Here is a 25972-nt window from a genome sequence, read left to right as displayed (position 1 = left end):
GGGCGGGCGGGGGTCCTCAGACCTCCAGGCCGGGCACGTCCGCCGGGGTCGGGCAGATCCGGCGGCCGAGGTGGTCGAAGACGTAGAGGTGCGCGAGGTCGACGAGGAGCGGCACCTGGGCGCCGGGGCGCAGCCGCACGTCCGGCCCGGTGCGCACCACCAGGTCGCTCGGTGCGACGGCCCGGCGCTCGTCGGGCGCCGCGACGTCGGGGGCGTCGAGCACCGCGACGGGGCCGGTGACCTGGGAGACGGCGCGTTCCTTGAGCCGGGCCAGCACGCCCGGGCCGCCCTCGCGGCGCCTGCGGCCGGGCGTCTGCGGCCGCGAGGCCTCCAAGTCGGGCACGACCGCGGGCCGGGAGCCGGTGTTGAAGTGCACCAGCGCCTCGTGCCCCTGGTACTCCATGTGCTCGACGAGCCCGGTGAGGGCCACCTCGCCGGGGCGGGCCTGGCTGGGCGGCGCGATGCGGGCGGCCTCCGACCGCAGGCCGACGATGATCTGGCGCCCCTGCTGGATGCGGAGCAACTGGTGGTCGGGGCTGAGCGGTTCGGGCAGCGGCAGCCGCTGCCGGCCGAGGTCGATCGACATCCGCCCGTCCAGCGGCGCGTGGACGACGGCCTGGAGCAGGTTGATCCGGGGCGTGCCGATGAAGGCGGCGACGAACACGTTGGCGGGCAGCGCGTAGGTCTCGCGCGGGCTGCTCACCTGTTGCAGCACGCCCCCGCGCATGACGGCGACCCGGTCGCCGAGGGACATCGCCTCGGCCTGGTCGTGGGTGACGTAGACGGTGGTGACGCCCAGTTCGGCGGTGAGGCGGGCGATCTCCGCGCGCAGGTGGTTGCGGAGCTTGGCGTCGAGGTTGGACAGAGGCTCGTCCATCAGGAAGACGGAGGGGCGGCGGGAGATGGCGCGTCCCATCGCGACGCGCTGGCGCTCGCCGCCGGAGAGCTGGCCGGGGAGGCGGTCGAGGAGGTCCTCGATGCCGAGCATCCGGGCGGTGGCCTCGACCCGGGGGTTGCGGTCGGCGCGCGGGTTCTCCAGCTTGAGCGGGAAGCCGATGTTCTCGCGGTTGGTCATGCTCGGGTAGAGGGCGAAGTTCTGGAAGACCATCGCCATGTCGCGCTCGCGCGGCGGGACGTCGTTGGCGTACTCGCCGTCCAGCAGCAACTCTCCCTCGGTGATGTCCTCCAGGCCCGCGATCATCCGCAGCACCGTCGACTTCCCGCACCCGGACGGGCCCAGCAGCACGAGGAACTCGCCCGGTTCCACCGAGAGGGAGAGCCGGTCGACGGCACGGGCGTTCCGCCCGTATCTCTTGCTGACGTTGTGCAGAGCGATGGCGCGAGTCATAGGGGTCCCGCCCGGGAGTGAGGAAGGCAGCCGAGAGGCCAGAAGTTAGCCCACGGTGTGCGATCAGGGAATACATCGCGCGAAAGGTCGGCGAACGGACATCTGAGGCACTGTCCGCTCACTTGCCGCCGTACCCGGAACGGCCGGAAACAGCCCTTCGCCGGGGGCAGTTGGGGCACATGCGTCCGGCACGGGCGGCCGGGGGCGCGGGCCTCGCCGGCGGGCGGTCCGGGCATGCCCGCGGGGCCGGCCCGTGACGGGCCGGCCCCACGTGTGGTCAGACCTGGCGGACGTCCGTGAGATGCGCGAAGACGACCACGTTGGCCGAGTAGCCGCGCTTCTTGTCGAACGACCCGCCGCAGGTCAGCAGCCGCAGCTCGGGGCGTCCCGTGCTGCCGTAGACCTGTTTGTCGGGGAACTTCTCCTTGGTGAAGGTGCGGACCTTGTCCACCGTGAACACCGCCGTGCGGCGGTCCTCGCGGAGCACGTTCACCTTGTCCCCGGGCTTGAGCATGCCCAGATTGAGGAAGACGGCCGGCCCGGTCCTGGTGTCCCGGTGCCCGACCGCGACGGCCGTGCCCGCCTCGCCGGGCGCCGGGCCCAGTCCGTACCAGCCCACCAGCTTCGGGTCGTCGACCGGCGGCGCGGTGAGCGCTCCCCGTTCGTCGAGGCCGAGTTGGGTGACCGGGGACGCGATGGTGAGCTTCGGGATGACCAGGCGCTTGGCCGGGGACGGCGGCAGCGCCCGGGTGCCGCCGCCCTTTCCGTCCCGGGAGGCGGGCCGGGCGGCGGAGGTGCTCCGCCCGGTGCCCGCGGGTGACGCCGAGGGCTTCGGCCGCTCCGGCCGGGGCTTCGCCTGCGTGGCCCGGGGGGACGGTGTCCGCCGGGCGGGCGGGCTCGCCACCCGCGTGGTGAGCGGCGGGAGTTCGATCCTGGCCGGCGCGCCGGCCGCCACGGTGACGGCCGCCCCCGCCCCGTCCGGAGGCGTGCTGTCGCACGCCCGGACGAGGCCGGTCACCAGGGTCGCCGTCACGCTGAGCGTGATGGTCAGGCGGCAGGCGCGACTCGGTCCGCGACGGCGGCGCCGGGGACGCGCGGGGGGCTGGGGTCGGCGGCTCGGGAGGTTACGCTGCGCCATGGACACGGCGGCGTGCCCGGCGGACGACGATCAGGCCCGCGAGACCCGCGAGGAGGGTGCCGGCCACCACGGGCGTCGCGCCGACCCCGGAACCGCTGTCGCCGCCGGTGCCCGCCATGCCGCCGCCGCCCGCGGGCACGGCGCCGGACGGCTGCTCCCACTTGTCGTCCTGCCCGGAGCCCGCCGTACGGTCCTCGTTGCCGTTGTCGGGCCGCTCGCCCCGCCCGCCCGGGGTGCCCTTCTTGTCGTCGGGGCAGGTGACCTGGAAGACCTTCTGCTTGGCGACGCCGCCGGTGAAGGTCCACGTGAGCCGGTACTCGCCCTCCGGCAGGCTGTACTCCGGGGTGTGGCCGCGGCCGGCGATCAGCGTGAGGCTGCCGGACAGGGTCGGGCCGGTCGGCGTGGGCGGCTGGGGGGCGATGGCCCAGGTGAGCAGCGGGACGGTCTCGAAGTTGAACGCCGAGAGGCTGAACTTGCAGACCTTCAGGTCGTCCTGGGTGTTCCAGTGGGGCACCCCCGCGCGGTGGACCTTCAGGTCACCGCTGTCGCCCGGGGCGGCGAGGGCCGGCGTGGCGCCGGCCAGGGTGGCCCCGGCGACGGCGAGCGTCGCGAGGGCGGCCGCGGCGGGACGGAGGCGGTGGGCGCGGAACGATGCGGTGGAGGGCATGCGGGGCTCCTTCAAGCCGATCTGATTGTCATACTGATCAGGCGATCGCCTGACTAGATGTCACAGATCGGGGGCCGCAAAGCCTCGAATCGCTGAAACGATGTCAGATATGCCCTGACTAGCCGATACCGGACGTGTGCCGACCGGGCGACGGGGCGTCCCCCCGATCCGCGGCCGGCTCTGCCGCCGGGGCGCCCCGCGGCCGCTTCGGGCGGGCCGGGCGGGCGGCCCGCACCGCCACCCCCGCCGAGGCCGCGAGCAGCACCCCGAGCACCACGAACGGCGCGGCCACGCCCGCCACTCCGGCGACCAGCCCGGCCCCGGCGGGCGCCGCCACCTGCCCGAGGCGGTTGCCGGTCAGCCGCAGCGCCAGCGCCGTCGACCGCGCCTGCTCGGGCGCCGCGCGCACCACGGTCGTCATCGACAGCGGCTGCCCGACCCCGAGGCAGAAGCCGAGCACGGCGAGCATCGCCGCCAGCCCCCACAGCGGCACCGGCAGGGCGAGGGCCGCGCACAGCAGGCCACCGGTGAGACAGGTGGCGGCGAGCAGCGCGGTCCGGCCCATCAGCCGGAGCATCGGGCCCATGACCAGCCGGCAGGCGATGGTGGCGGCGGCCCGCAGCGACAGCAGCACGCCCACCACGGCGGGCTCGATGCCGCGCTGTTCGCCGACCACGGGCAGATAGGCGGTGAGGATGTCGGTCGCCGACAGCACCGCGAGGCTCACGAAGATCCCGGCGGGCACCCCACGGGTGCGCAGGATGCCGCGGACGGGCACCTTGGCCCGCTCGGCGCGGGGCACGGGGCGGGGCCGGGCCTCGATCCGCCACATCGCGGTGAGGGCGGCGGCCGCGACCGCGGCGGAGCCGTAGAGGGCGAGCGCGCTCGTACGCGCCATGTCGCCGCCGATCACGGCGCCCGCGGCGAGCGGGCCCGCGAGCTGGCCGAGGGAGGCGCCGATGGTGAAGTGCCCGAAGTTGCGGTCCTGTTCGGCGGGGGCGGACCGGCGGGCGACGATCGACTGGGCGCCGATCACGAAGCAGAGGTGGCCGAGGCCGGTCAGTCCGCTCCAGGCCGCGACGGCGCCGAGGGAGCCCGCCGTGCCGCCGAGTGCGCAGCCCCCGGCGATCAGGACCACCCCGGCGGTCAGCAGCGGGGCGCACCGGCCGTGGTCGGTGCGGCGGCCGAGCGGCACCGCCGCGAACAGCGGGAGCAGGGCGTAGACACCGGCGATGACGCCGATGGCGCGCTCGTCGGCACCGAGCGCGAGGGCCCGGTAGGAGACGGCGGGCCGCGCCATCGACACCGCGCCCTGCGCGAAGGCGAACGCGATGACGAGGCGCAGCAGCCAGCCCCGGGAGGACGTCATCTCAGATGATTCCGAACAGGATGCCGGCGCCGAGGACCACCAGCGAGGTGAGGGCGGCCCACTTCACGGTGAACCGGGTGTGGTCGCCGAACTCGACCTTCGCCATGCCGACCAGCACGTACACGGCCGGGACCAGCGGGCTGGACATGTGCAGGGCCTGCCCCACGAGGGAGGCGCGGGCGATCTCCAGCGGGGAGACCCCGTGGGCGGCGCCCGCCTCGGCGAGGACCGGCAGCACGCCGAAGTAGAAGCCGTCGTTGGACATGAAGTACGTCAGCGGGAGGCTGAGGAGGCCGGTGACGACGGCCATGTGCGGGCCCATGCCCTCGGGGATGGCGCCGACGAGCCAGTCGGCCATGTGCTCGACCATCCCGGTGCCGGTGAGGACACCGGTGAAGACGGCGGCGGCGAAGACCATGCCGGAGACGTTCAGGACGTTGTCCGCGTGGGCGGCGATCCGTGCCTTCTGGTCCGTCATCGAGGGGTAGTTGACGGTGAGGGCGAGCGCGGCGCCGAGCAGGAACAGCACCGGGATGGGCAGCAGCTCCATGATCATGGAGGCCAGCAGGGCGACGGTGAGGCCCGCGTTGAACCAGTACAGCTTCGGGCGCAGGGTGGGCCGGTTCGGGTCGAGCCCCTGGAACTCCTCCTCGGCGGTGTCCCCTTCGCCGCCGTCCACGCCCGCGCCCGCGTCGGCGGGGCCGCCGGTGGCGGGGGTGCCGCCGGTCGCCGTGCCGGCGGCGGTGCCCGGGCCGCCGGCCTTGACCAGCACCGTCTCGCTCCGCGGCTCCAGCGCCTCGTCCAGCGAGAGGTAGCCGAGGCGCTTGCGCTCACGGCGGCCGAGGACGTAGGCGAGGCCGATCACGAAGAGGAGGCCGACGCCGAGCGCCGGGATCATCGGGACGAAGATGTCCCCCGCGTCCAGCTTGAGGGCGGTGGCGGCACGGGCGGTGGGGCCGCCCCAGGGCAGGGTGTTCATCACGCCGTTGGCCGTCGCGGCCACACCCGTCATCACGACCAGGCTCATGCCGAGCCGCTTGTAGAGCGGATACATCGCCGACACCGTGATCATGAAGGTGGTGGAGCCGTCGCCGTCCAGGGAGACGATCGCGGCCAGCAGCGCCGTGCCGACCACGATCCGCAGCGGGTCGGCCCGGCAGAAGCGCAGGATGCCGCGGACGATCGGGTCGAAGAGGCCGACGTCGATCATCACGCCGAAGTAGACGATCGCGAACATCAGCATCGCGGCCGTGGGGGCGAGATTGCCGACGCCTTCGAGGACGTAGTCCCCGAGGTGGGCGCCCTTGCCCACGATCACGCAGAAGAGGGCCGGGATCAGGACCAGCGCCGCGATCGGCGACATCTTCTTCATCATGATCAGGACCAGGAAGGTCGCGATCATGGTGAAGCCGAGGATTGTCAGCATTCAGGACACCTAACGTTCACCCTTGAACTCCACCGGGAGGCGGCGGCCCGGACGACGTTAGGTGCCATGATTTGCCGTTAACAAGGTGTTGACACGTGAGCAATACGAGCAGAACCCCAGCTCAGCGGGACGGCCGCGGCGCGGGGACACCTGAGCGCACAAGCTCCTCGCCGCGCGACAGGGCCGGCGGCGCGCGGGAGCGGCCTCAGACCGGGGCCACCTCCACGGGGAAGCCGTTGAGCACCGCGGTGCCCGACATCGGGTCGGTCCGCGAACCGTCGAGGAGCTGGTTGACGTTGACCCCGGGGCGGGCGGAGGCGACGGAGAGGCGGACGCCGGAGCGGTCGTGACCCCAGCCGTGGGGCAGGCTCACCACTCCCCTGCGGACCTCGTCGGTGATCTCCACGGGCACCTCGACGCTCCCGCCGTCCCCGGTGACCCTGGCGGTGTCGCCGTCGCCGAGCCGCAGGCGGGCCGCGTCGTCGGGATGGACCTGGAGGGTGCAGCGGTTGGAACCGCCGTTCAGCGCGGGCACGTTGTGCAGCCAGCTGTTGTTGGAGCGCAGATGGCGGCGGCCGACGAGGACGAGCGCGGCGGGCCGTGCGCCGAGCGCCTCGCGCAGCCTCGGCAGATCGTCGGCGACGGGGCCGGGCAGCAGTTCGACGCGTCCGCTGCGGGTGCGCAGGATCTCGGGCAGCCGGGGGCGCAGGGGGCCGAGGTCGATGCCGTGGGGGCTCTTGACGAGGTCCTCCAGGGTGAGCGCGTAGGGCCCGAGGCGCAGCATCATGTCGAGCCGGCGCTCCGCCCCGCTGCCGCCGGTGAGATCGGCGGCCAGCTTCGCCGGGTCCTGGCCGTGGACGGCGGAGTGCGGGTCGGCGACCGCCTTGGCCAGGGCGGCGCCGATGACCATGTCGTCGACCGCCGACGGGTCGGCGCCGTGCATGCCGGAGAGGGCGAGGACCAGCCGGGCGAGGATCTCGCACTCGTCCATCAGCCCCTCCTCCAGCGGCACGGCCGCGGGGGTGAAGCGGACCTGGTTGCGCACGGCCAGGGCGTTGAACGCGAAGTCGAAGTGGGCGCTCTGCGCGGGCGGCGGCGGGGGCAGGACGACGTCGGCGTGGCGGGAGGTCTCGTTGAGGTACGGATCGACGCTGACCATGAACTCCAGGCCGTCGAGCGCCCGGTCGAGGCGGTCGCCGTCCGGGGCGCTGAGCACGGGGTTGGCCGCGATGGAGACCAGGGCGCGGATCCTGCCCTCGCCCGGGGTCTCGATCTCCTCCGCGAGGACCGCCATCGGCAGTTCGCCCTTCGCCTCGGGGCGGCCGGAGACCCGGCTGCTCCAGCGGCCGAGGGCGAAGCCCTTGCCGGGGGCCGCGGGGCGGGGGGCGCGGTCGGTGGCGGAGAGCGGGAAGAGGACGCCGCCGGGGCGGTCCAGGTTGCCGGTGAGGACGTTGAGCACGTCGATGAGCCAGCTCGCCAGGGTGCCGTGCTCGACGGTGCAGCTCCCGATGCGGCCGTAGACGGCGGCGGTGGGGGCGGCGGCCAGTTCGCGGGCCATGGTCCGGATGTCGTCCGGGTCCAGGTCGCAGGCGGCGGCGACGGCCTCGGGGGTGAAGCCGGCCAGGGCGGCCTCGACGTCGTCGATGCCCTCGGCCAGTTCGGTGAGGCGGCCGGGGGCGGTGAGCCCTTCGGCGAACAGCACGTGCGCCAGCGCGGCGAGCAGCAGCGCGTCGGTGCCCGGGCGGATGGCGACGTGCCGGTCGGCGAGCCGCGCGGTGCGGGTGCGCCGCGGGTCCACCACGGTGAGGGTGCCGCCCCGGCGGCGAAGTGCCTTCAGCCGGCCGGGGAAGTCGGGCGCGGTGCACAGACTGCCGTTGGATTCCAGCGGGTTGGCGCCGATGAGCAGCAGATGGTCGGTGCGGTCCAGGTCGGGGACGGGGATCGCGACGGCGCTGCCGTAGAGCAGTCCGCTGGAGACGTGCTTGGGCATCTGGTCGAGCGTGGAGGCGGTGAACAGGTTGCGGGTGCGCACGGCGCCGAGCAGCACGGGCGGGTAGAGGCCGCCGGCCATGGTGTGAACGTTGGGGTTGCCGAGGACGAGGCCGACGGCGTCCGGTCCGTGCTCCTCGACCAGCGGGCGGACGCGGGCGGCGATGAGGTCGAACGCCTCCTGCCAGCTCGCCTCGCGCAGCTCCCCGTCCTCCCGTACGAGGGGGGTGCGCAGCCGGTCGGGGTCGGCGTCGAGTTCACCGAAGGAGGCGCCCTTGGGGCAGATGAAGCCTTCGCTGAAGACGTCGTCGCGGTCCCCGCGCACCCCGGTGACACGGGTGCCCTCGATGCTGAGCGTGAGCCCGCAGGTGGCCTCGCAGAGGGGGCAGATGCGCAGCGCGGTCCGGGTGCCGGGGCCCGCCCCGGGTGCCGGCGGAGCGGTCCTGGCGGCGGGCGGGGCCTTCGCCGCCCCGTCGCCCCCGCCGTGTGCGGGCGGTGCGGGCTCGGTCGTCGGGGCGTCGGCTGCGGAGCTGGACACAGGTCCTCCCGGGGGCGGTGGCATGCCGTCCCGGGCAGCATACCGACCGGTAGGCATGCGCGGCAGGGCCTTGACGCGCCCGGTTCCCCGGGCCACGGGGCCGCCGGGCGGTCAGGGGTCCAGCACCTGGGCGAGGTAGGCCCCGACCAGGCGGCGGGTCTCCGCGACGATGCGCTCGTCCCCGGCCGGGTCCGCCCGGAAGGCGAGCTGGAGCAGCGCGTCGGCCGCCTCGACGGCGACCAGCACCGCCCGGCGCAGCTCCTCGTCCTCCGGGCGCCCCACCTGGGCGGCGAGCAGTCCGCTCAGCCGGTCGGCGACCTCGCTGTTCACGCCGGTGACGGGCGCCCCCAGCGGGACCTGCGCGCCGAAGTCGATCAGGGTGAACCCGGCCACCGTGCGCTTCATCTCCAGGTACTCGTCGAGCACCACCGCCACGACCGCGCGCCAGTCGCCCTCGCCCGGCGGTCCGAGGCGGGCGGCGATGCGCTCGGCGTAGCGGTCGAGGTTGCGGTGGCCCAGCGCGTCGGCCAGGGCGCGCTTGTTGCCGAAGAAGCGGTAGACGGAACCGATGGGGACGCCCGCGCGCTCCGCGACCGCACGGGTGGACAGCTCCTCGTAGCCGCACTCGTCGAGGAGTTCGGCGCAGGCGTCCAGGATCCGGGCGAGCCGGTCGGCGCTGCGCCGCTGGACGGGCTCCCGGCGCAGAGGGGACGGGGACACGCGCCCCATGATGCCGGGCCGATGCCGTTGACGGACCCGTCCTGCAATCCTACGGTGGTGCATAGGAATGGGCTCGTGGGCGGCCACGGCACCGGCTGACGCAGACATCATGGAGCGGCGATGAGCGGCATCGAACAGGCGCGCAAGACCGCCGGGGGACTGACCGAAGGGTCCTTCTCCCCCGGCTTCGGCAACGAGCACAGCTCCGAGGCCGTGCCCGGCGCGCTCCCGCACGGGCGCAACTCCCCCCAGCGCGCCCCCCTCGGCCTCTACGCCGAGCAGCTCAGCGGCAGCGCCTTCACCGAGCCGCGCGCCCGCAACCGCCGCTCCTGGCTGTACCGGATCCGCCCCTCGGCCGCCCACCCCGCCTTCGTCCGCACCGACAACGGCGGCCTGCGCACGGCCCCCTTCACCGAGACCGTGCCCGACCCCAACCGGCTGCGGTGGAACCCGCTGCCCGAGCCCGCCCCCGGCACCGACTGGCTGGCCGGCCTGTGGACGCTCGGCGGCAACGGCGACGCGGCCCAGCGCACCGGCATGGCCGTGCACCTCTACCACGCCAACGCCGCCATGACGGACCGGGTGTTCTCCGACGCCGACGGCGAACTGCTGATCGTCCCCGAGCACGGCGGCCTGCTGCTGGTGACCGAGCTGGGCCTGCTGCCCGTCCGCCCCGGCGAGGTCGCCCTGATCCCCCGCGGCGTCCGGTTCCGCGTCGACCTCCTCGACGAGACCGCGCGCGGCTACGTCTGCGAGAACTACGGGCAGCCCTTCGAGCTCCCCGAGCTGGGCCCCATCGGCGCCAACGGCCTCGCCAACGCACGGGACTTCCTCGCCCCGGTCGCGGCCTACGAGGACACCGGGCGCCCGGTCGAGGTGGTCAACAAGTTCTGCGGGAACCTCTGGACGGCGGCGTACGACCACTCCCCGCTCGACGTGGTCGCCTGGCACGGCACCCACGCGCCCTACGTCTACGACCTGCGGCGCTTCAATGTGATCGGCACGATCTCCTACGACCACCCCGACCCGTCCATCTTCACCGTGCTGACCTCGCCCTCGGACACCCCCGGTCTCGCCGGGGTGGACTTCGTGGTCTTCGCCCCCCGCTGGCTGGTCGGCGAGGACACCTTCCGCCCGCCCTACTTCCACCGCAACGTGATGAGCGAGTACATGGGCCTGATCGAGGGGGCCTACGACGCCAAGGCGGAGGGCTTCGTCCCCGGCGGCGGCTCGCTGCACAACATGATGTCCGCGCACGGCCCCGACCGGGAGACCTTCGACCGGGCGAGCGCCGCGGAGCTGAAGCCGCAGAGGATCGACGACGGCCTGGCGTTCATGTTCGAGACCCGCTGGCCGGTGACCGCCACCGCGCAGGCGGCCGGCGCCGCACACCTGCAGAAGGGGTACGACAACGTGTGGCAGGGTCTTGAGCGCCACTTCCGGCCGTAACAGCCAGATGCCGTGTACGGAGATGCCGTGACCTCCTTCGCCCCCGACTCGCTGGTCCTGAACCGCAAGCTGCCGCTGTGGTACCAGGTCTCGCAGTCGCTGCGCGCCTCGATACTGGGCCGAGCGCCCGAGGCGTCCCTGCGGCTGCCCACCGAGGAGCAGCTCGCCCAGCACTACGGGGTGAGCGTCCTGACCATGCGCCAGGCGCTCAAGGAGCTGGAGGAGGAAGGTCTGATCAGCCGCCACCGGCGGCGCGGCACCTTCATCGAGCCGGGGGCGCGCCGGGGCGCGCCCCGCAGGCTGCTGGGGTCGATCGACGCGATCGTCGCCCAGCAGTCCGGCGAGCGCACCACCGTCCTCGGCCACGGCCCGCAGCCGGTCCCCGGCGATCTGGCGGAGCACTTCCCGGACACCGCGGAGGTCGTCGTCTTCCGGCGGCTGCGCCGCGACGGCGACACCGGCGAACCGACCAACTGGGCGGAGAACGCGCTGCGTCCCGAGCTCGCGGCCCGCGTCGACCTCGCGGACCTGGAGCGCTGGCCGATGACGAAGGTGCTGCGGGACGCGCTCGGCATCCGCATCAGCCGGATCACGGACACCGTCGAGGCCCGCCTCGCCGACCCGGAGACGGCCCGGCTCCTCTCCGTCCCGCTGCTCAGCCCGATCCTCCACTACACGGGCGTCACCTACGACGCCGACGGCCGGGTGGTCGACGTGGCCCGGATCCGCTACCGGGGCGACCGGTTCTCCTTCTCGGTGACCGTGGACGCGGCGGACTGAGCCCCGCGGGGGCGCGTCCGCCGGCGGGGCGCACCGGTGCGGACGGCGGGGGCGTTTCCGTAGCATGCGGACGGTGACCGCACGTATCCCGTCCGATCCGACGTCCCCGCCCGAGGCCGGGCAGCCCCCCGGCGCGGCGGCCGGGCGGCGGGCGGCGGCACCCCGGGGGCGCCCGCGGGCGCCCGGGGACGTGCCGCTGCTCGACGACCTGATGCCGTGGTCCGTGGCCCCGCTGCGGCTCGGCCGCGACTGGGTGATGGCGCCCGACGCCGGTTCCCTGCGCGGCCGCTGGCAGGCGCTGACCGGGGCGGAGCCCGGCGAGCGCGAGAGGCTCTTCCGCCCGACCCGGTCCCGTACCCCGCGCAGCACGGTGGCCCAGTTGCCCGGGCAGCCGAGCGGCACCGGGCGGATCGACCGCGAGGAGGGCCGCTGCCCGGAGCCGGTGCGGGTGCTGCACGGCGCGTTCGACGAGCAGTGGCTGATACCGGACCACCGGCTGATCGACACCGCCCGGCCCGAACTGTGGCGGGTGCGCGACGGGCGGCAGCGGTTCGCCGTCGAGCAGGGGCACGTCCCCGGGGACACCGGTCCCGCCCTGGTGGTGACCGCGCTGCTGCCCGACGGGCGGTCACCGGCGGGCCGCCCGGGGCGGATCCGGCCGCTGTACCGCCGCCCCGGCGGGCAGGAGCCCAATGTGGCGCCCGGACTCCTCGCGCTGCTCGCCGCCCGCTACGGGCACCCCGTGACGGCGGAGGACCTGCTCTGCTGGAGCGTGGCGGCCGCGACCGGCACGCCCGCCGGGTGCGCCGTGCCGCTGACCGCCGACCCCGCGCTGTGGGCGCGGGGCGTCGCGCTCGGGCGCACCGCGACCGGGATCCTGCTCCGCGGCGCGGACGGCGGCGCCCGGCCGAAGCTGCCGGGCGGCCGGCGCCCCTACGTCCGGGCGGCGCTGCCGCCGCGGCCCGGCACGCTCGGGTACGACCCCGGGGAGGAGGCCCTGCTGATCGGCGACGGCGGCCGTGTCTCCCCCGTACCGACGGGCGCCTGGGAGTTCGAGGCGGGCGGCGGCCGGGTGCTCGACCTGTGGTTCGCCCGGCGCACGGCGGCGGCGGAACCGGGCACGCTGGAGGCGGTGCGCCCGGCCGGCTGGCTCCAGGAGTGGACGTCCGAACTGCTGGAGCTGATCACCGTCCTGGCGCTCCTCGCCGAACTGCGCCCGCGCCTCGCGCCCCTGGGCGAGGGCCCCCGGATCACGGCCGGCGAGCTGCGCGCGGCGGGCGTCCTGCCGGTGCCCTCCGCCGCCCGCCGCCCGGCCTCCGTCCTGGACCACCACGAGGAGGGCCCGGACGGCCAGTTCGCCCTGCTGTGAGGGGTGGGGGCGAGCCGGTGCGGCGGCCGGGGGCGGCGGGCGCGGCCGGTGCGGCGGGCATGGCGGGGGTGACAGGCGGGGGTCCCGCGCGATAGGCAGACCGGCATGGATCACCAGCCGCTGCCGCTCGCCGGCATCACCGTCGTCGCCGTCGAACAGGCCGTCTCCGCGCCCTTCGCCACCCGGCAGCTCGCCGATCTCGGGGCCCGGGTGATCAAGGTCGAGCGCCCGGACGGCGGGGACTTCGCCCGCGGGTACGACACCGCGGCGCGCGGGCTGGCCTCGCACTTCGTCTGGTGCAACCGGGGCAAGGAGTCCATCGCCGTGGACCTCAAGGACCCGCGCGGCCTGGAGATCGTGCGCGGGCTGGTGGCGGACGCCGACGTGTTCGTGCAGAACCTCGCCCAGGGGGCGGCGGCCCGGCTCGGGCTGGACGCGGCCGCGCTCTGCGCGCGGCACCCCCGGCTGGTCGCCGTCGACATCTCCGGCTACGGGCCCGAGGGCCCCTACGCCCACAAGCGCGCCTACGACATGCTCGTCCAGTGCGAGGCCGGCCTGGTGTCGGTGACGGGCACGCCGGAGCACGCGGTCAAGGCGGGGGTGCCGGCCGCCGACGTGGCCGCCGCGATGTACGCGTTCTCCGGTGTGCTGGCCGCGCTGCTGCGGCGGGGCACGACCGGGCTCGGCGGGCCGGTGGAGGTGTCGATGCTCGACTCGCTCGCCGAGTGGATGGGGCATCCGCTGCACCACGGGATGCACGGGGGCGAGGCCCCGGCGCGCACCGGGCTCGCGCACGCCGTGATCGCGCCCTACGACGCGTACGGCACCGCCGACGGGAGCCAGGTGCTGCTGTCGGTGCAGAACGACCGGGAGTGGCGGCGGCTTGCGGAACAGGTCATCGGGCGGCCGGAGCTGGCCGGCCACCCCGACTTCGCGACCAACCGGGCCCGCACCGCGAACCGGGAGCGGACGGACGCCGTGGTGGCCGGGGCGCTGGCCCCGCTGACGGCGGCGGAGGCCGTCGAGCGGCTGGAGGCGGCGGGCATCGCCTGCGCACGGATCAGCACGGTGCACGACGTGGCCGGGCATCCGCAGCTCGCCGCGCGCGACCGCTGGCGGGAGGTGGACTCGCCGGCGGGGCCGCTGCGCGCGCTGCTGCCGCCCATCACGCTGCCGGGCGGGGCCCCGGCGCCGATGGGCGCGATTCCTTCACTCGGCGAGCACACCGACGCGCTGCTGCGGGCCCTGGGGATGACGGAAGAGACCGCTGCCGCGCTGCGCCGGGACGGTGTGGTCGCCTGAGCGTGCCGACGTGAAAGCCGTGTACCGGGAGTGGGACGTGCGCCGTCGGGTCAGCCGCGGCTGCCGAGGATGGACCGGCGCAGCCTGCGCAGCGGGGCGAACAGCGAGACCCGGGCGCTCTTGCTCCGGCGCCGGTGCGCCACGTCGCGCGAGGTCAGCTCGCGCATGAGCAGCGTCGCCTCGGCGGCTTCGCGCTGCGGGACGGCGGGGCCGCCGAGCACCGCGAGATGACGGTCCAGACGCGAACTGGTCGCGCCGCTCCCGCAGGTGATGGCAGGCACACGCGCCCTGCTCCGAACTGTTATCTGATCCATGTCACTCCCCACCCGTACGAGATACCCGGCCCGGGCAGGTTAACCCTATCGCCCCGGCGGTACACCCGTGTATCCCGCCTGCATGATTCACCACACCTGTACGGAGATTGACGGTTACTCTCCGAATACAAGTGATTCCAGGGCGAGTTGGACCGCCGGATCGTTCCGGCGCGAAGGCGCGACCGGCTGACCGCACCTCAAGGCACAGCGTACGCGCCCGAGTTGGGTAATGCCGCGGGGCCCCGGAGGCCCCCGCGGGGAGGACGACGGACAGGGGGCAGGGCATGAGCGGAGCACCGGGTACGGGCCGGCTAATTGCGGAGCGCTACCGCCTGATCGGGCGGATCGGCGAGGGGGTGACGGGCGTGGCGTGGCTCGCCCGCGACGAACTGCTGGAGCGGGACGTGGCGGTGAAGGAGGTCCGCGGCCCCGGGGGCGGCGACCCCGCGGCGGCCCGCGCGCTCCACGGGCGGCTGGAGCACGCCGCCCGGACGGCCGGCCGCGTCTCGCACCGCAACGTCGTGGCCGTCCACGACGTGGCCACGTACGACGGCCGGCCCTGGATCGTCATGGAGCTGGTCCGCGGGCTGGCGCTGTCGGAGGTGCTGGAGGGCGAGGGCCCGCTGCCGCCGGAGCGGGCGGCGCACATCGGCGCCGAGGCGCTGGCCGGGCTGCGGGCGGCGCACGCCTCGGGGGTGGCCCATCTGGACGTGAAGCCCGGCAATGTGCTGATCGCCAACGACGGCCGGATCCTGGTGACCGGTTTCGGGATGGCCGCGGCGGCCGGCACCGCGGGCTCGCTCGGCCCGTCCGCCGCCGCCGCGGCGGACGCGCCGGGCGCGGAGTCGGACCTGTGGTCGCTGGGGGCGCTGCTGTTCACGGCGGTCGAGGGCCGCTACCCGGCCGGGGACGGGCCCGCGGTGGCCGGCCGGGCGGGCCCGGCGCTGGCGCCGGTGATCGAGGGGCTGCTGCGGCAGGACCCGGCGGAGCGGATGACGGCCGCCGAGGCGGAGCACCGGCTGCGGCTGGCGAGCGCGGGCGGCAAACAGCGGACCGGCGCGGCGCGGACGGTGTCCGCCCCGGTCCCGCCGCCGGAGGCGGGCGGCGAGGCCCCGGAGCCCGCCGGCGGCACCCCGCCGGACACCGCCCCAGCCCCGGACGGCCAGGAGGGGCCCCGGCACGCCACGGCCGTCCTGGCCGGCGGGATCGCCGTGCTGGTGGTCGCGCTGGCCGCACTGGTGTGGGTGCTGGCGGGCGGCTGATCACGGGCCGCCCGCGGGCCCCGGGAACGGAACGGCCCTGCCCCGGCGGGTGACGCCGGGCAGGGCCTGTGGTGCTGCGGTGCTGTGGCGCTGTCGTTCTGTCGTGCTGTCGTGCTGTCGTTCTGTGGAGACGCGGCGCCGTGGAGCCGGCGGGCTGCGGCGCCGCCGTGCGGGGCGGTGCGGTGGCGCGTCAGTCGTTGGCGTTCAGGACGGGCAGGTAGCCGCCCGACTGGCCGGCCGCGGTCGGGTGGTAGGACTCCCCGATGTTGAGCCAGTTGACGCTGTGCAGCCAGGAGGAGCCCGAGCAGATCTCGTGGCCGGTGAAGGTCCCCACGACGCTGCCGAAGGTGAAGCCGTGGTTGGCGGCCCGCTTGGCCAGGGCCGCGTTCAGGTGGTCCGACGCACCGTTGATCGCGGTCCGCTCGCCCTCGCTGAGACCGGCGACGCAGCTCCCGTTCAACTGGTAGAAGCGGGGGTAGCCGAGGACCACGACGCGCGCGGACGGCGCCTTGGCGCGGATCGCGTTGTACACCGAGTCGAGGCGCGCGGGCAGGGTGCTGTCGACGTAGGCCTTGGCCTGCGCGACCCGGTTGAGGCAGGTGGACTCGGAGTTGAGCACACAGGTGGTCATCACGTCGGCGAAGCCGGCGTCGTTGCCGCCGATGGTGACGGAGACGAGGTCGGTGGCCGAGCTGAGCGGGCCGAGCTGGTTGGCCGTCACATCGTTGGTGCGGGCGCCCGAGCAGGCGGTGAAGGCGAACGAGGAGGGGGCGTTCGCCGCCGCCCAGAGCTTCGGGAACGCGCGGGTGCTGCGCTTGCAGTCCCCGCTGGCACTGTCGTAACTGCCCGCTCCCACACCGGAGGAGTAGGAGTCGCCGACGGCCACGTAGTCGAGGGCGGCGGCCGAGGTGTCGGCCTGTGCCGTGCCCGCTCCGGTGAGGGCGAGTACGGCACCGAGGACGATCGAGGACGAAAGTGCCGCGAGACGGGACAGCTTCATGGAACCTCCCAGGCGGTGCGCAGGATCTCTGCGGGCACTTTCGTACCAGTGGACACACCGCACAGGAAGTGTTCATGCCAAAGATGTTACTGACGAGTTGTCGGGACCCCTGGATCAAGGACCCCCAAGGTGGAGCCAAGCGGTCCGAACCGGGCGCTGTCCGGGGCCGGTTCCCGCCAATGCCGCTCCGGGCAAAACACGGTGCGGCGGCGCACGGTCTGCCGGATCATGTGCCGTATGTCCGCGAATCCCCATGACGCACTGCCGGTCCGGCTGAACGTCGACGACAGCGACTCCCCGTCCGACGTCGTCGACGCGCTGTTCCTCGGCCGCTTCGCCACGGGCGAGCAGCCGTACTCGCACAGTTCGACGATCGACCGCGTCCGAGCGGGCGCGGAACTGCTGCCGCCCGCCGCCTCCGTGCTGCGCAGCGCCCGCGACGACGACCGCAGCGCGACCCTCGCCGAGGGCGACGGCTGGACGGTCCTGGTCTCCCGGTGGAACCGGGGGGCGGACGTCACCGTGACGGCGGTCAGCTCCGAACTGGCGGAGAAGGTGCTGAAGCAGGCCACCGACGGCGCGGCCGACGAACCGGAACCCCAGCCGGAGAACGTGACCATGGGCTTCTGGTACGTCTCGCCCCGGCGCGGCCCGCACCGCACCACCCGGCAGATCGCGGCCGGCACCTGGGACGAGATCCGCGCCAACTACACGGCGCCGGTGGCCGGGGCGATGGACCGGCTGATGAAGGTGACGCCCGACGACATCGCCGGCCGGCTGCTGCTGCTCCACGGGCCGCCCGGCACGGGCAAGACCTCGGCCCTGCGGACCCTGGCCCGGTCCTGGCGCGACTGGTGCCAGGTGGACTGCGTGCTGGACCCGGAGCGCCTCTTCAACGACGTCGGCTACCTCATGGACATCGCGATCGGCGAGGACGAGGGGACGGCGAAGGGCCGCTGGCGGCTGCTCCTGCTGGAGGACTGCGACGAACTGATCCGCGGCGAGGCGCGCCACACCGCCGGCCAGGCCCTGTCCCGGCTGCTGAACCTGACGGACGGTCTGCTCGGCCAGGGGCGCAACGTCCTGGTGGGCGTCACCACCAACGAGGACCTCGAACGCCTCCACCCCGCGGTCGTGCGCCCCGGCCGCTGCCTCGCCCGTATCGAGGTGGGGCCGCTGACCCGGCCGGAGGCGGTGTCCTGGCTGGGCACCGAGCAGGGCGTCGGCCGCGAAGGGGCGACCCTGGCGGAGCTGTTCGCGCTGCGCCGGGGCACCTCACCGGCGTCGGTCCCGGCGCCCGGCACGAGCGCGGACGCCGGCCTGTACCTCTGACGGCCCGCGCCGCCGCCCCACGCCGGTACGGCCGGTCCGCGAGGACCGCGGACCGTCACCGCTGCCGCCGACGCCGCCGCCGCCGCGGGGCCGCCTCGTCCCCGCGGGGCGCCCCCGCGTCCCCGCGGCGTCAGTCCTTGCCGTACGCCACCCGCAGCGCGTCCTCCACCGCACCGCGCGCCGCGTCCTCGCCCACCCCGAGACGGCGGGCCTCGGCCGCGAAGTGGGCCGCCGCGGCGGCCACCCGGCGCTCCGCCGCGTCACCGGCGGCCGCCACGAAGGTGCCGTTGCGCCCCCGGGTCTCGATCACCCCGTCGCCCTCCAGCGCCCGGTACGCCTTGGCCACGGTGTTGGCGGCGAGGCCCAGCTCCTCCGCCAGCGCCCGTACCGTCGGGAGCCGGTGCCCGACCGGGAGGGCGCCCGAGCGCGCCCGGCCGGCGATCTGGGCACGGAGCTGTTCGTACGGCGCGTCCGCGCCCCCGGGATCGATGGTGAAGTTCGGCGTCACGGGCCGATTGTCCCCCACCGCCCGGAAATTGGGAGGCGGGGGCGCGCGGCGGGACGTAGCGTGCGACCCCATGACTGTGATCGTGCGCGACTTCCGCGCCGAGGACGCCGAGGCCGTGACCCGGGTGCGGCGGGCGGCGCTCCCGTTCGACGTGACCACCGCCGCGGCGGTGCTCTTCGACGTGCGGACCGCACACCCCGCGAAGAAGTACCGGCTGCTGGTCGCCGAGGAGGACGGCGAGATCATCGGCATGACGCACAGCGGCATCGCCTACGACGCGTCCGAGCCCGGGCTCTCCTTCGCCAGCCCCGTGGTGCTCCCCGCCCGCCGGGGCAGGGGCGCGGGCGGACTGCTGCTCCGCACGGCGGAGGAGCATCTGGCCGCCGAGGGGGCGCGGTCGCTGTACTCCTGGGTCCAGGACACGCCGGAGGCACGGGCGTTCGCCGGGAGGCACGGCTACCGCCCGCTCCGTTCGGCGCACTTCCAGCGCCTGGGCCTGGCGCCGGGCACCCTCCCGGAGCTCCCGGCACGGCCGGCCGGGGTGGAGCTGCGGACGGCGGCGGACTACGAGGACGACCCCCGGCCGATGTTCGCGGCGGACGCGGAGGCCACGTCCGACGAACCGGGCGACATCTCCATGGACTTCACCGACTACGACGACTGGATCCGGCACACCTGGGAGCACCCGCTGCTCGACCGGGGGCTGTCCACGGTGGTCGTGGTGGACGGCGAGGTGGCGGCGTTCACCGCGGCGATGACCGACGGCGGCACCCGCTACCTCAGCGGGATGACGGGCACGGTGCGCGCCCACCGGGGCAAGGGGTTCGCCAGGCTGGCGAAGACGGACTCGCTGCGGCGCGCCCGCGACGCGGGCTTCACGGACGCGTTCACCAGCAACGACACCGGCAACGGGCCGATGCTGGCGATCAACACCTGGTTCGGGTACGAGGTCTGCGCCACGGAGGTGCGGCATGTCCGGAGCCTCGGCTGAGGTGGTGGTCCGGCTGGTGAAGGCCGGCACGACCAAGATCCGCTATCCCGCCGGGCTGATCCACGACGACGGCACCCGTCTCGTGGTCCGCGCGCCGTGGGCCGCGCCCGGCGTGCGCGACTTCGGCTTCGTGCGCTTCGAGCCGGGCGACGTGTTCACCGAGCACTACTGGCGCGACCGGTGGTACGCCGTCAAGGAGGTGCGCACCGGCGCGGGCGCCCTCAAGGGCTGGTACTGCGACATCACCCGGCCCGCGGTGCGCACCGGCGACGAGGTCGTGGTGGAGGACCTGGACCTCGACCTCTGGGTGTCCGCCGACGGCGGCGAGGTGCTGCGGCTGGACGAGGACGAGTTCGCCGCGAGCGGGCTCGCGGAGCGGGACCCGGACGCGGCGGCGGCCGCGGTGCGCGCCCTGGACGGGCTCGAACTCCTCGCCCGCGGCGAGGGGCTGACCGGGCTCCTCGCCACCTGAACCCGGGGCCGGGGGCCGCACGGCCCCCGGTACCCGCCCGGCGAGGGCCGGCCATGACGGGGGCCCGGCACATTGGGGTGTGCCGGGCCCCTTCACGGGTTCCGGGCCGTGTGCCGGGCCCCTTCACGGGTTCCGGGCCGTGTGCCGGGCCGGTCGGCCGGTGCTCACGGCCTGGTGCGGGCCGGTCAGCCGGCGCTCCCCCGGCGCGACAGCGCCTTCCGGAGCGGCGTCCGCTTCAGCAGCGGCCACGCCAGCAGCACGACGACCACGGCGTAGACGGTGATCGAGAACGGTGTGTCGACGAGCCCGGTGACACTGCCGTCGCTGATCTGGAGCGCCCGCCGGAGCTGCTGCTCGGCGGCCGGGCCGAGGATCACGCCGATCACGGCGGGCAGCACGGGCAGTCCGTAGCGCCGCATGCCGAGGCCGAGCACGCCGATGGCGAGCAGGATCACCAGGTCGAGCGCCTCGCCGCCCACGGCGTACGCGCCGACCGCGGCGAAGAAGAGGATGCCCGCGTAGAGGTACGGCCGGGGGATCCTCAGCAGCTTCGCCCAGACCGGCGCGAGCGGCAGGTTGAGCGCGAGCAGCAGCACCATGCCGACGAACAGGGAGGCGATGAGGCCCCAGACCAGGTCGGGCTCCCGCTCGAAGAGCAGCGGTCCCGGCTGGATGCCGTACTGCTGGAACGCGGCGAGCATGACGGCGGCGACCGCGGTCGTCGGCAGCCCGAGCGTCAGCATCGACACCAGCGTGCCGGCGGCGGACGCCGACGCGGCCGACTCGGGCCCGGCGACGCCCTCGATCGCACCGCGGCCGAACTCGTCCTTGTGCCGGGAGAGCCGCTTCTCGGTGACGTACGACAGGAAGGTCGGGATCTCGGCGCCGCCCGCCGGGATCGCGCCGAACGGGAAGCCGATGACCGGTCCGCGCAGCCAGGCCTTCCACGTCCGCCGGACGTCCCCGCGGCCGAGCCAGGGCCGTCCGACGGGGATGGCCTCGCCCGTGGTGCGCCGCAGATGGGCGGCGACCCACAGGGCCTCCCCGATGGCGAAGAGGCCGACGGCGACGATGACGACGTCGACGCCGTCCGCGAGCTGGAGCGAGCCGAAGGTGAGCCGGGACTGCCCGGTCATCTGGTCGAGGCCGACGAGACCGATGGTCAGGCCGATGAGCAGCGAGGCGAGACCGCGGATGCGGGACGAGCCGAGGACGGAGGTCACGGCGATGAACGCGAGCACCATGATGGCGAAGTAGTCGGGCGCGCCGATGTCCACGGCGAGGGCCGCGACGGTGGGGGCGAGCACGACGAGCAGGATCGTGCCGATCATGCCGCCCGCGAAGTGGCCGACGGCCGCGGCGGCGAGCGCCTGCGCGCCGCGCCCCGACTTGGCCATCGGGTTGCCTTCGAGCGCGGCGACGACGGCGGCGCTCTCGCCGGGGGTGTTGAGGAGGATCGAGGTGGTGGAGCCGCCGAACATCGCGCCGTAGTAGATGCCGGCGAACATGATGAACGCGCCGGTCGGCTCCAGCCCGTAGGTGACGGGCAGCAGCAGCGCGACCGCCATGGCCGGGCCGATGCCGGGCAGGACGCCGATCGCGGTGCCGAGGAGGACCCCGAGCGCGGCCCAGAGCAGGTTCACCGGGGTGAGCGCGGTGCCGAAGCCGTCGATCAGCGAGGAGAGGGAGTCCATCACTACAGCACCCCCATGAGCGGGCCGCCGGGCAGGGGCACGCCGAGCAGACGGTCGAAGACGGCATAGGTGACGACGGCGAGGACCGCCGCGATCAGCGGGTCGCGGTGGTGGTGGCGGCTGCCGAGGGCGAAGGCCGAGCCCCAGAACAGCAGCGCCCCCGCGACGGGGAAGCCCAGCGGGCCGATGAGCACGGCGAAGGCGAGGAAGACACCCGCCAGCAGCAGCACGGTGCGCCAGTCCCCCGGCTCGGCGAGGTCGACGTCCTCGCCGCCCTCGGCCTCCCCGCGTCCGCCGCGCAGCACGTCGACGGTGAGCAGGGCGGCCACGACCAGGAGGCCGGTGCCGACGACGAAGGGGACGGTCCGCGGGCCGACGGGGCCGCGCTGGGCGATGTCGACGTCCATGGTGAACGCGTCGGTGAGGACGAGGATCCCGATGAGGGCGAGCAGCAGGCCCACGCCGAGTTCGGAGCGCTCGCGCAGCCAGGCGGCGGCCCCGGCCGGCGGGGCGCCGGGGGTGCCGGGGGCGTCGGGGGTCCCGGGAGTCCGGGGGGTGCCGGAGGCCCCGGGGGCCTCCGGGGTCCCGGGGGTCCCGGGGTTTTCGGGGGTCCCGGGGTTTTCGGGGGTGCTCACAGGCCCAGCTCCTTCAGCACCTGGTCGACGTTGCGGTCCTGTTCGGCGAGGAAGTCGCCGAACCTGTCGCCGGTCAGGAAGGCGTCGTCCCAGCCGTTCGTGCGCAGCGACTCCTGCCACTCCTTCGAGGCGTGCAGTTCGGTGACGAGGGCGACCAGCCGGTCGCGTTCGCCGTCGGAGAGCCCCGGCGGGGCGACGATGCCGCGCCAGTTGGTGAACTCGGTGTCGAGTCCCGCCTCGCGCAGCGTGGGCGCGTCCAGCCCGGGCACCCGCTCGGGCCCGGTGACGGCGAGCAGCCGCAGTTCGCCGGACCTGATCTGGTCGAGGTACTCGCCGACGCCGGAGACGCCGAAGGCGACCTTGTCGCCGAGGATGGAGGCGAGGAGTTCGCCGCCGCCGTCGAAGGGCACGTAGTTCACGGAGCGGGGGGCTATCCCGGCGGCCTGCGCCATCAGCATGGGCGCGAGGTGGTCGGGGCCGCCGGGCGAGGAGCCGCCGCCGACGGGGAGCTTGCCCGGAGCCGCCTTCCAGGCGGCGATCAGCTCGTCGATGGTCCGGTACGGGGAGTCCTTGCCGACCACGACGATGTCCTGCTCCTCGGTGAGCCGGGCGATCGGTGTGGTGTCGGCGAGGGTGGTGGGCGCCTTGTTGGTGTGCACCGCGCCCACCACCCCGAGGCCCATGGACATGGCGAGCTTGCCGTTGCCCCGTTCGCCGGCGAGACGGGCGAGGCCGACGGTGCCGCCCGCGCCGGGGAGGTTGAACACCTCGATGCCGTGGCTGAGTCCGGCGTCCTCGGCGTTCCTGGCGGCGGTGCGGGCGGTGATGTCGTAGCCGCCGCCGGGGGTGTTGGGGACCATGATGCGCAGTCCGGGGATCCGAGTACCGGTGCCGTCGCCGCTGCCCGTGGTGAGCAGCGGGGGCGCGACGAGCACCAGCAGAGCGGCCCCGAGCACGGCGAAGGGGGTGCGCAATCGCACGGGTACGCCTCTCGTGAGCGGTGGTGGGGACCTGTGAGGTGGCCCACATGTTGCCCGCACGTTAAGAAGCTGTCTCTCTTCCGGAATCAACGGACGTTGTGGTCGTTGTGGTCGCCGCCTAGCGTGTCCGCGTGACGAAGGTGCTGGTGGTCGACGACGACTTCATGGTCGCCAAGCTGCACAGCCGCTATGTGTCCCAGGCGGAGGGCTTCACGGTCTCCGGGGTGGCGCACAGCGGCGGCGAGGCGCTGCGCGCCGCGGAGCGGCTGCGGCCCGATCTGGTGCTGCTCGACGTCTACCTGCCCGACATGGACGGGATCGCGGTGCTGCGGGAGCTGCGTGCCGCGGAGGCCGCCGACCCGGGGCGGGGGTGCGCGGACGCCCTGTTCATCACCGCCGCGCGGGACGCCGCCGTGGTGCGGTCGGCGCTGCGGGCGGGGGCGCTGCACTATCTGATCAAGCCCTTCACCCAGGCCGCGCTGCACGAGCAGCTCCGTCATGTGGCGTCGCTGCGGTCCCGGCTGGAGCACCTGGACGAAGCGCGCCAGGAGGACGTGGACCAGCTCTTCGGGGCCCGTCCGCCGGGTTCCCGGGAGCTGCCGAAGGGGCTGGCCGCGCACACGGCGGAGCTGGTGGAGCGGATCCTGCGGGAGCATCCGGGCGACCTGTCGGCCACGGAGTGCGCCGAGGCCCTGTCGCTGTCCCGGGTCAGCGCCCGGCGCTATCTGGAGTACTTCGCGGACACCGGCCGGGCCGCGGTGACGCTGCGGTACGGGGGGACGGGCCGCCCCGAGCGCCGCTACCGCCGGGTCGGCTGAGGCACGGGCGCAGGGCTCACGGTGCGGGGGCGGGCCAGGGGGCGGGTGCGGCTCAGGGGGCAGGCGGCCCGGGGGCGGGCGGGGGCTCGTGGAGGCCGAAGGCCGATCCCTGGTCGTCCTCGCAGATGAGGAAGCGTCCGAAGCGGGCGACCGTCTCCTCGTCGCCGCCGAGCTCCGTCTCGTCCACCCGGCCGCCGAGTTCGCGCACCCGGGCGAGCGCGGCGTCCATGGCGTCGACACGGAAGAAGACGTACGGGCGGGCTCCCGGATCGCCGCCGTGCACGCCGCCGGGGGCGCCCTCGGTGCGGATCGCGTAGCCGCCGCCCTCGGTCGTCCCGGCCTCGAAGACCCAGCCGAACAGGCCGCCGTAGAAGGCGCGCGCCCGGTCGGGGTCGCCCACACCCAGTTCGAAGAAGGAGATCTCCCCGGCCATCGCTCGCTCCCGGCTCGTCGCGGAACACCGTCTCCACCGTAGGCCGGGCCCCGGTCGCCCGCAGCCGGACGGGGCCGGGGCGACGGGCCGGACGCGGCCGGCGCAACGGGTCGCCGGGCTCGGGGTCAGCGGGTCGCCGGAGCCGCCGGCAACGGGTCGTCGGGGGCGTTCCGGGGGCCCGGGCGGGGTCAGTCTCAGCGCCCTCTTAGGACCGCCTTAACGGGACCATAAGGATGCCCGTTCCCCTTTCCCAGCAGGCGATTTCACGTCGGCGAGCGGCTAGCTTGCATTGCGCCGGACCGGTCCGGGGCCGTCGCCGCCGCAGTTCCACGGGGGGCCGCGCCGCCGCCCCCGTGCCGGGCCCGTCCGCCCGTCCCCGCTTCGAAGGAGAACCTCACCATGACCGCTCGCCGCAGGGCCGCCACGGTCGCCGCACTCGGTCTCGCGCCGCTCGCGCTGGTCTCGCTGGCCACGGTCCCGGCGTCCGCGCACGGCTCGATGACGGACCCGGTCAGCCGGATCTCCGCCTGTTTCGCCGAGGGGCCGGAGAGCCCGGTCTCGGCGGCGTGCAAGGCGCTCGTCGCGGCGGGCGGCACCCAGCCGCTGTACGACTGGAACGAGGTCAACATCGCCAACGCCGCGGGGAACCACCGGCAGTTGATCGCGGACGGCAAGCTGTGCAGCGCCGGCCGCGACAAGTACAAGGGGCTCGACCTGCCCCGCGCCGACTGGCCCTCGTCCGCGATGACCGCGGGGAACCGCACCTTCACCTACAAGGCGACGGCCCCGCACAAGGGCACCTTCGAGCTGTACGTGACCAAGGAGGGCTACGACCCGTCGAAGCCGCTGGCCTGGTCCGACCTGGAGGAGAAGCCGTTCGCGAAGGTCACCGACCCGAAGCTGGAGAACGGCTCGTACACCTTCACCGGCATCGTGCCGAACCGGACGGGCCGGCACCTGATCTACTCGATCTGGCAGCGCTCGGACTCCCCCGAGGCCTTCTACACCTGCTCCGACGTGGTGTTCGGCAAGGACAGCGGCGGCGGCGCCGCGCCCACCGCCTCGGCCCCCTCGGACGAGGAGATCGCCGACGGCGCCGACAAGTCGACCGTGGACCACGGCGGTCACGGCGGCGACGGCCACGAGGGCCACGGGAGCGCCCCGGCCGAGACCCCGGCGCAGGCGGCGGCCCCGGAGGCGGCCGGCGGGGCGAACGCGCCCGAGGCGGCCGAGGCCGCTTCCCCGTCCCCGGCGGCGGCTCCCGGGACCGCCGGCAACGACGTGAACCTCGCCGAGACGGGTGGTGACGGCAGCACGGCGTACCTGGCGGCCGGCGGCGCCGCCGCGCTCGCGATCGGCGCCGCGGCGCTGTTCGGTCTCGGCCGGCGCCGGACGGCGGCGGCCGGCGGGCGTCACGGCCGCTGACCTGGACGGAGGG

General features: G+C 74.7%; 24 protein-coding genes. 10 read left to right on the top strand and 14 right to left on the bottom strand.

The annotated features are described in order from the left end of the window. Positions 1–16: 16 nt before the first annotated feature. The 7 genes from JE024_RS27805 to JE024_RS27775 form a co-directional block, all read right to left on the bottom strand. A complete protein-coding gene (locus tag JE024_RS27805; protein ID WP_205376208.1) occupies positions 17–1348 on the bottom strand; it encodes an ABC transporter ATP-binding protein in 1332 nt (443 codons plus the stop codon). A 277-nt stretch (positions 1349–1625) separates the two neighbouring features. Continuing rightward, entirely contained in the window at positions 1626–2381 is a 756-nt protein-coding gene (locus tag JE024_RS27800) for a class F sortase (RefSeq protein WP_244883097.1), read from the bottom strand. Positions 2382–2472: 91 nt separating this feature from the next. Then, on the bottom strand, positions 2473–3153 hold the full coding sequence (locus tag JE024_RS27795) for a hypothetical protein (RefSeq protein ID WP_205376206.1): 681 nt from the start codon (positions 3151–3153) through the stop codon (positions 2473–2475). Positions 3154–3271: 118 nt separating this feature from the next. Further along, positions 3272–4522, bottom strand: a complete 1251-nt coding sequence (locus JE024_RS27790; protein ID WP_205376205.1) for an MFS transporter — start codon at positions 4520–4522, stop codon at positions 3272–3274. Position 4523: 1 nt separating this feature from the next. Next, on the bottom strand, positions 4524–5948 hold the full coding sequence (locus JE024_RS27785) for a CitMHS family transporter (protein WP_205376204.1): 1425 nt from the start codon (positions 5946–5948) through the stop codon (positions 4524–4526). Positions 5949–6153: 205 nt separating this feature from the next. After that, entirely contained in the window at positions 6154–8532 is a 2379-nt protein-coding gene (locus tag JE024_RS27780) for a molybdopterin oxidoreductase family protein (RefSeq protein WP_417842870.1), read from the bottom strand. A gap of 54 nt (positions 8533–8586) precedes the next feature. Continuing rightward, positions 8587–9204 (bottom strand): TetR/AcrR family transcriptional regulator, encoded by a 618-nt coding sequence (locus JE024_RS27775; RefSeq protein WP_205376202.1) that lies wholly within the window; start codon positions 9202–9204, stop codon positions 8587–8589. Between the two features lie 111 nt (positions 9205–9315). Here JE024_RS27775 and hmgA point away from each other — a divergent pair, with 111 nt between their 5' ends. The 4 genes from hmgA to JE024_RS27755 all read left to right on the top strand — a co-directional run bounded on the left by hmgA (position 9316) and on the right by JE024_RS27755 (position 14095). After that, on the top strand, positions 9316–10644 hold the full coding sequence (gene hmgA, locus JE024_RS27770; RefSeq protein WP_205376201.1) for a homogentisate 1,2-dioxygenase: 1329 nt from the start codon (positions 9316–9318) through the stop codon (positions 10642–10644). Between the two features lie 27 nt (positions 10645–10671). Beyond that, on the top strand, positions 10672–11424 hold the full coding sequence (locus tag JE024_RS27765; RefSeq protein ID WP_205376200.1) for a GntR family transcriptional regulator: 753 nt from the start codon (positions 10672–10674) through the stop codon (positions 11422–11424). A gap of 64 nt (positions 11425–11488) precedes the next feature. Further along, positions 11489–12793 (top strand): type ISP restriction/modification enzyme, encoded by a 1305-nt coding sequence (locus JE024_RS27760; RefSeq protein WP_205376199.1) that lies wholly within the window; start codon positions 11489–11491, stop codon positions 12791–12793. A gap of 105 nt (positions 12794–12898) precedes the next feature. Continuing rightward, positions 12899–14095, top strand: a complete 1197-nt coding sequence (locus tag JE024_RS27755; protein WP_205376198.1) for a CaiB/BaiF CoA transferase family protein — start codon at positions 12899–12901, stop codon at positions 14093–14095. A 50-nt stretch (positions 14096–14145) separates the two neighbouring features. Here JE024_RS27755 and JE024_RS27750 read toward each other — a convergent pair whose 3' ends face one another. Beyond that, positions 14146–14409 carry a hypothetical protein gene (locus JE024_RS27750; RefSeq protein ID WP_205376197.1) on the bottom strand — a complete coding sequence of 88 codons (264 nt, stop codon included), beginning with the start codon at positions 14407–14409 and terminating at the stop codon, positions 14146–14148. Between the two features lie 284 nt (positions 14410–14693). On the opposite strand from JE024_RS27750, the gene JE024_RS27745 reads away from it, so the two are divergent. Continuing rightward, entirely contained in the window at positions 14694–15671 is a 978-nt protein-coding gene (locus JE024_RS27745) for a serine/threonine-protein kinase (RefSeq protein ID WP_205376196.1), read from the top strand. A 190-nt stretch (positions 15672–15861) separates the two neighbouring features. Here the strand turns inward: JE024_RS27745 and JE024_RS27740 are convergent, their stop codons facing one another. Beyond that, positions 15862–16671 (bottom strand): SGNH/GDSL hydrolase family protein, encoded by an 810-nt coding sequence (locus JE024_RS27740; RefSeq protein ID WP_205376195.1) that lies wholly within the window; start codon positions 16669–16671, stop codon positions 15862–15864. Positions 16672–16908: 237 nt separating this feature from the next. On the opposite strand from JE024_RS27740, the gene JE024_RS27735 reads away from it, so the two are divergent. Then, positions 16909–18003, top strand: coding sequence for a DUF5925 domain-containing protein (locus JE024_RS27735; protein WP_205376194.1), 1095 nt, complete (start codon positions 16909–16911; stop codon positions 18001–18003). 130 nt (positions 18004–18133) lie between these two features. Here the strand turns inward: JE024_RS27735 and JE024_RS27730 are convergent, their stop codons facing one another. After that, a complete protein-coding gene (locus JE024_RS27730; RefSeq protein ID WP_244883096.1) occupies positions 18134–18511 on the bottom strand; it encodes a GntR family transcriptional regulator in 378 nt (125 codons plus the stop codon). Positions 18512–18581: 70 nt separating this feature from the next. Between JE024_RS27730 and JE024_RS27725 the strand changes: the two genes are divergently transcribed. Both JE024_RS27725 and JE024_RS27720 read left to right on the top strand, forming a co-directional pair. Then, the gene (locus tag JE024_RS27725; RefSeq protein WP_205376192.1) at positions 18582–19502 is read left to right on the top strand and encodes a GNAT family N-acetyltransferase; all 921 of its coding nucleotides are present in this window, start codon (positions 18582–18584) and stop codon (positions 19500–19502) included. After that, positions 19483–19974: a ribonuclease FAU-1 family protein gene (locus JE024_RS27720; protein ID WP_205376191.1), complete on the top strand. Its 492-nt coding sequence runs from the start codon at positions 19483–19485 to the stop codon at positions 19972–19974. The genes JE024_RS27725 and JE024_RS27720 overlap by 20 nt, the downstream gene beginning before the upstream one ends. Before the next feature lie 185 nt (positions 19975–20159). Here JE024_RS27720 and JE024_RS27715 read toward each other — a convergent pair whose 3' ends face one another. The 3 genes from JE024_RS27715 to JE024_RS27705 all read right to left on the bottom strand — a co-directional run bounded on the left by JE024_RS27715 (position 20160) and on the right by JE024_RS27705 (position 23283). Next, the gene (locus JE024_RS27715; protein WP_205376190.1) at positions 20160–21668 is read right to left on the bottom strand and encodes a tripartite tricarboxylate transporter permease; all 1509 of its coding nucleotides are present in this window, start codon (positions 21666–21668) and stop codon (positions 20160–20162) included. A gap of 2 nt (positions 21669–21670) precedes the next feature. After that, positions 21671–22153: a tripartite tricarboxylate transporter TctB family protein gene (locus tag JE024_RS27710; protein WP_244883239.1), complete on the bottom strand. Its 483-nt coding sequence runs from the start codon at positions 22151–22153 to the stop codon at positions 21671–21673. A 146-nt stretch (positions 22154–22299) separates the two neighbouring features. Beyond that, positions 22300–23283, bottom strand: coding sequence for a Bug family tripartite tricarboxylate transporter substrate binding protein (locus JE024_RS27705; RefSeq protein WP_205376188.1), 984 nt, complete (start codon positions 23281–23283; stop codon positions 22300–22302). A gap of 131 nt (positions 23284–23414) precedes the next feature. Here JE024_RS27705 and JE024_RS27700 point away from each other — a divergent pair, with 131 nt between their 5' ends. Continuing rightward, the gene (locus JE024_RS27700) at positions 23415–24101 is read left to right on the top strand and encodes a response regulator (protein ID WP_205376187.1); all 687 of its coding nucleotides are present in this window, start codon (positions 23415–23417) and stop codon (positions 24099–24101) included. A gap of 52 nt (positions 24102–24153) precedes the next feature. Here JE024_RS27700 and JE024_RS27695 read toward each other — a convergent pair whose 3' ends face one another. Continuing rightward, the gene (locus JE024_RS27695; RefSeq protein ID WP_205376186.1) at positions 24154–24534 is read right to left on the bottom strand and encodes a VOC family protein; all 381 of its coding nucleotides are present in this window, start codon (positions 24532–24534) and stop codon (positions 24154–24156) included. A gap of 399 nt (positions 24535–24933) precedes the next feature. Here JE024_RS27695 and JE024_RS27690 point away from each other — a divergent pair, with 399 nt between their 5' ends. Beyond that, entirely contained in the window at positions 24934–25959 is a 1026-nt protein-coding gene (locus JE024_RS27690; protein WP_205376185.1) for a lytic polysaccharide monooxygenase auxiliary activity family 9 protein, read from the top strand. The last annotated feature ends 13 nt before the right edge of the window (positions 25960–25972 follow it).

The sequence above is a fragment of the Streptomyces zhihengii genome, assembly GCF_016919245.1.
Taxonomy (GTDB): Bacteria; Actinomycetota; Actinomycetes; order Streptomycetales; family Streptomycetaceae; genus Streptomyces; species Streptomyces zhihengii.
This window is presented reverse-complemented; position numbering and strand designations above follow the sequence as displayed.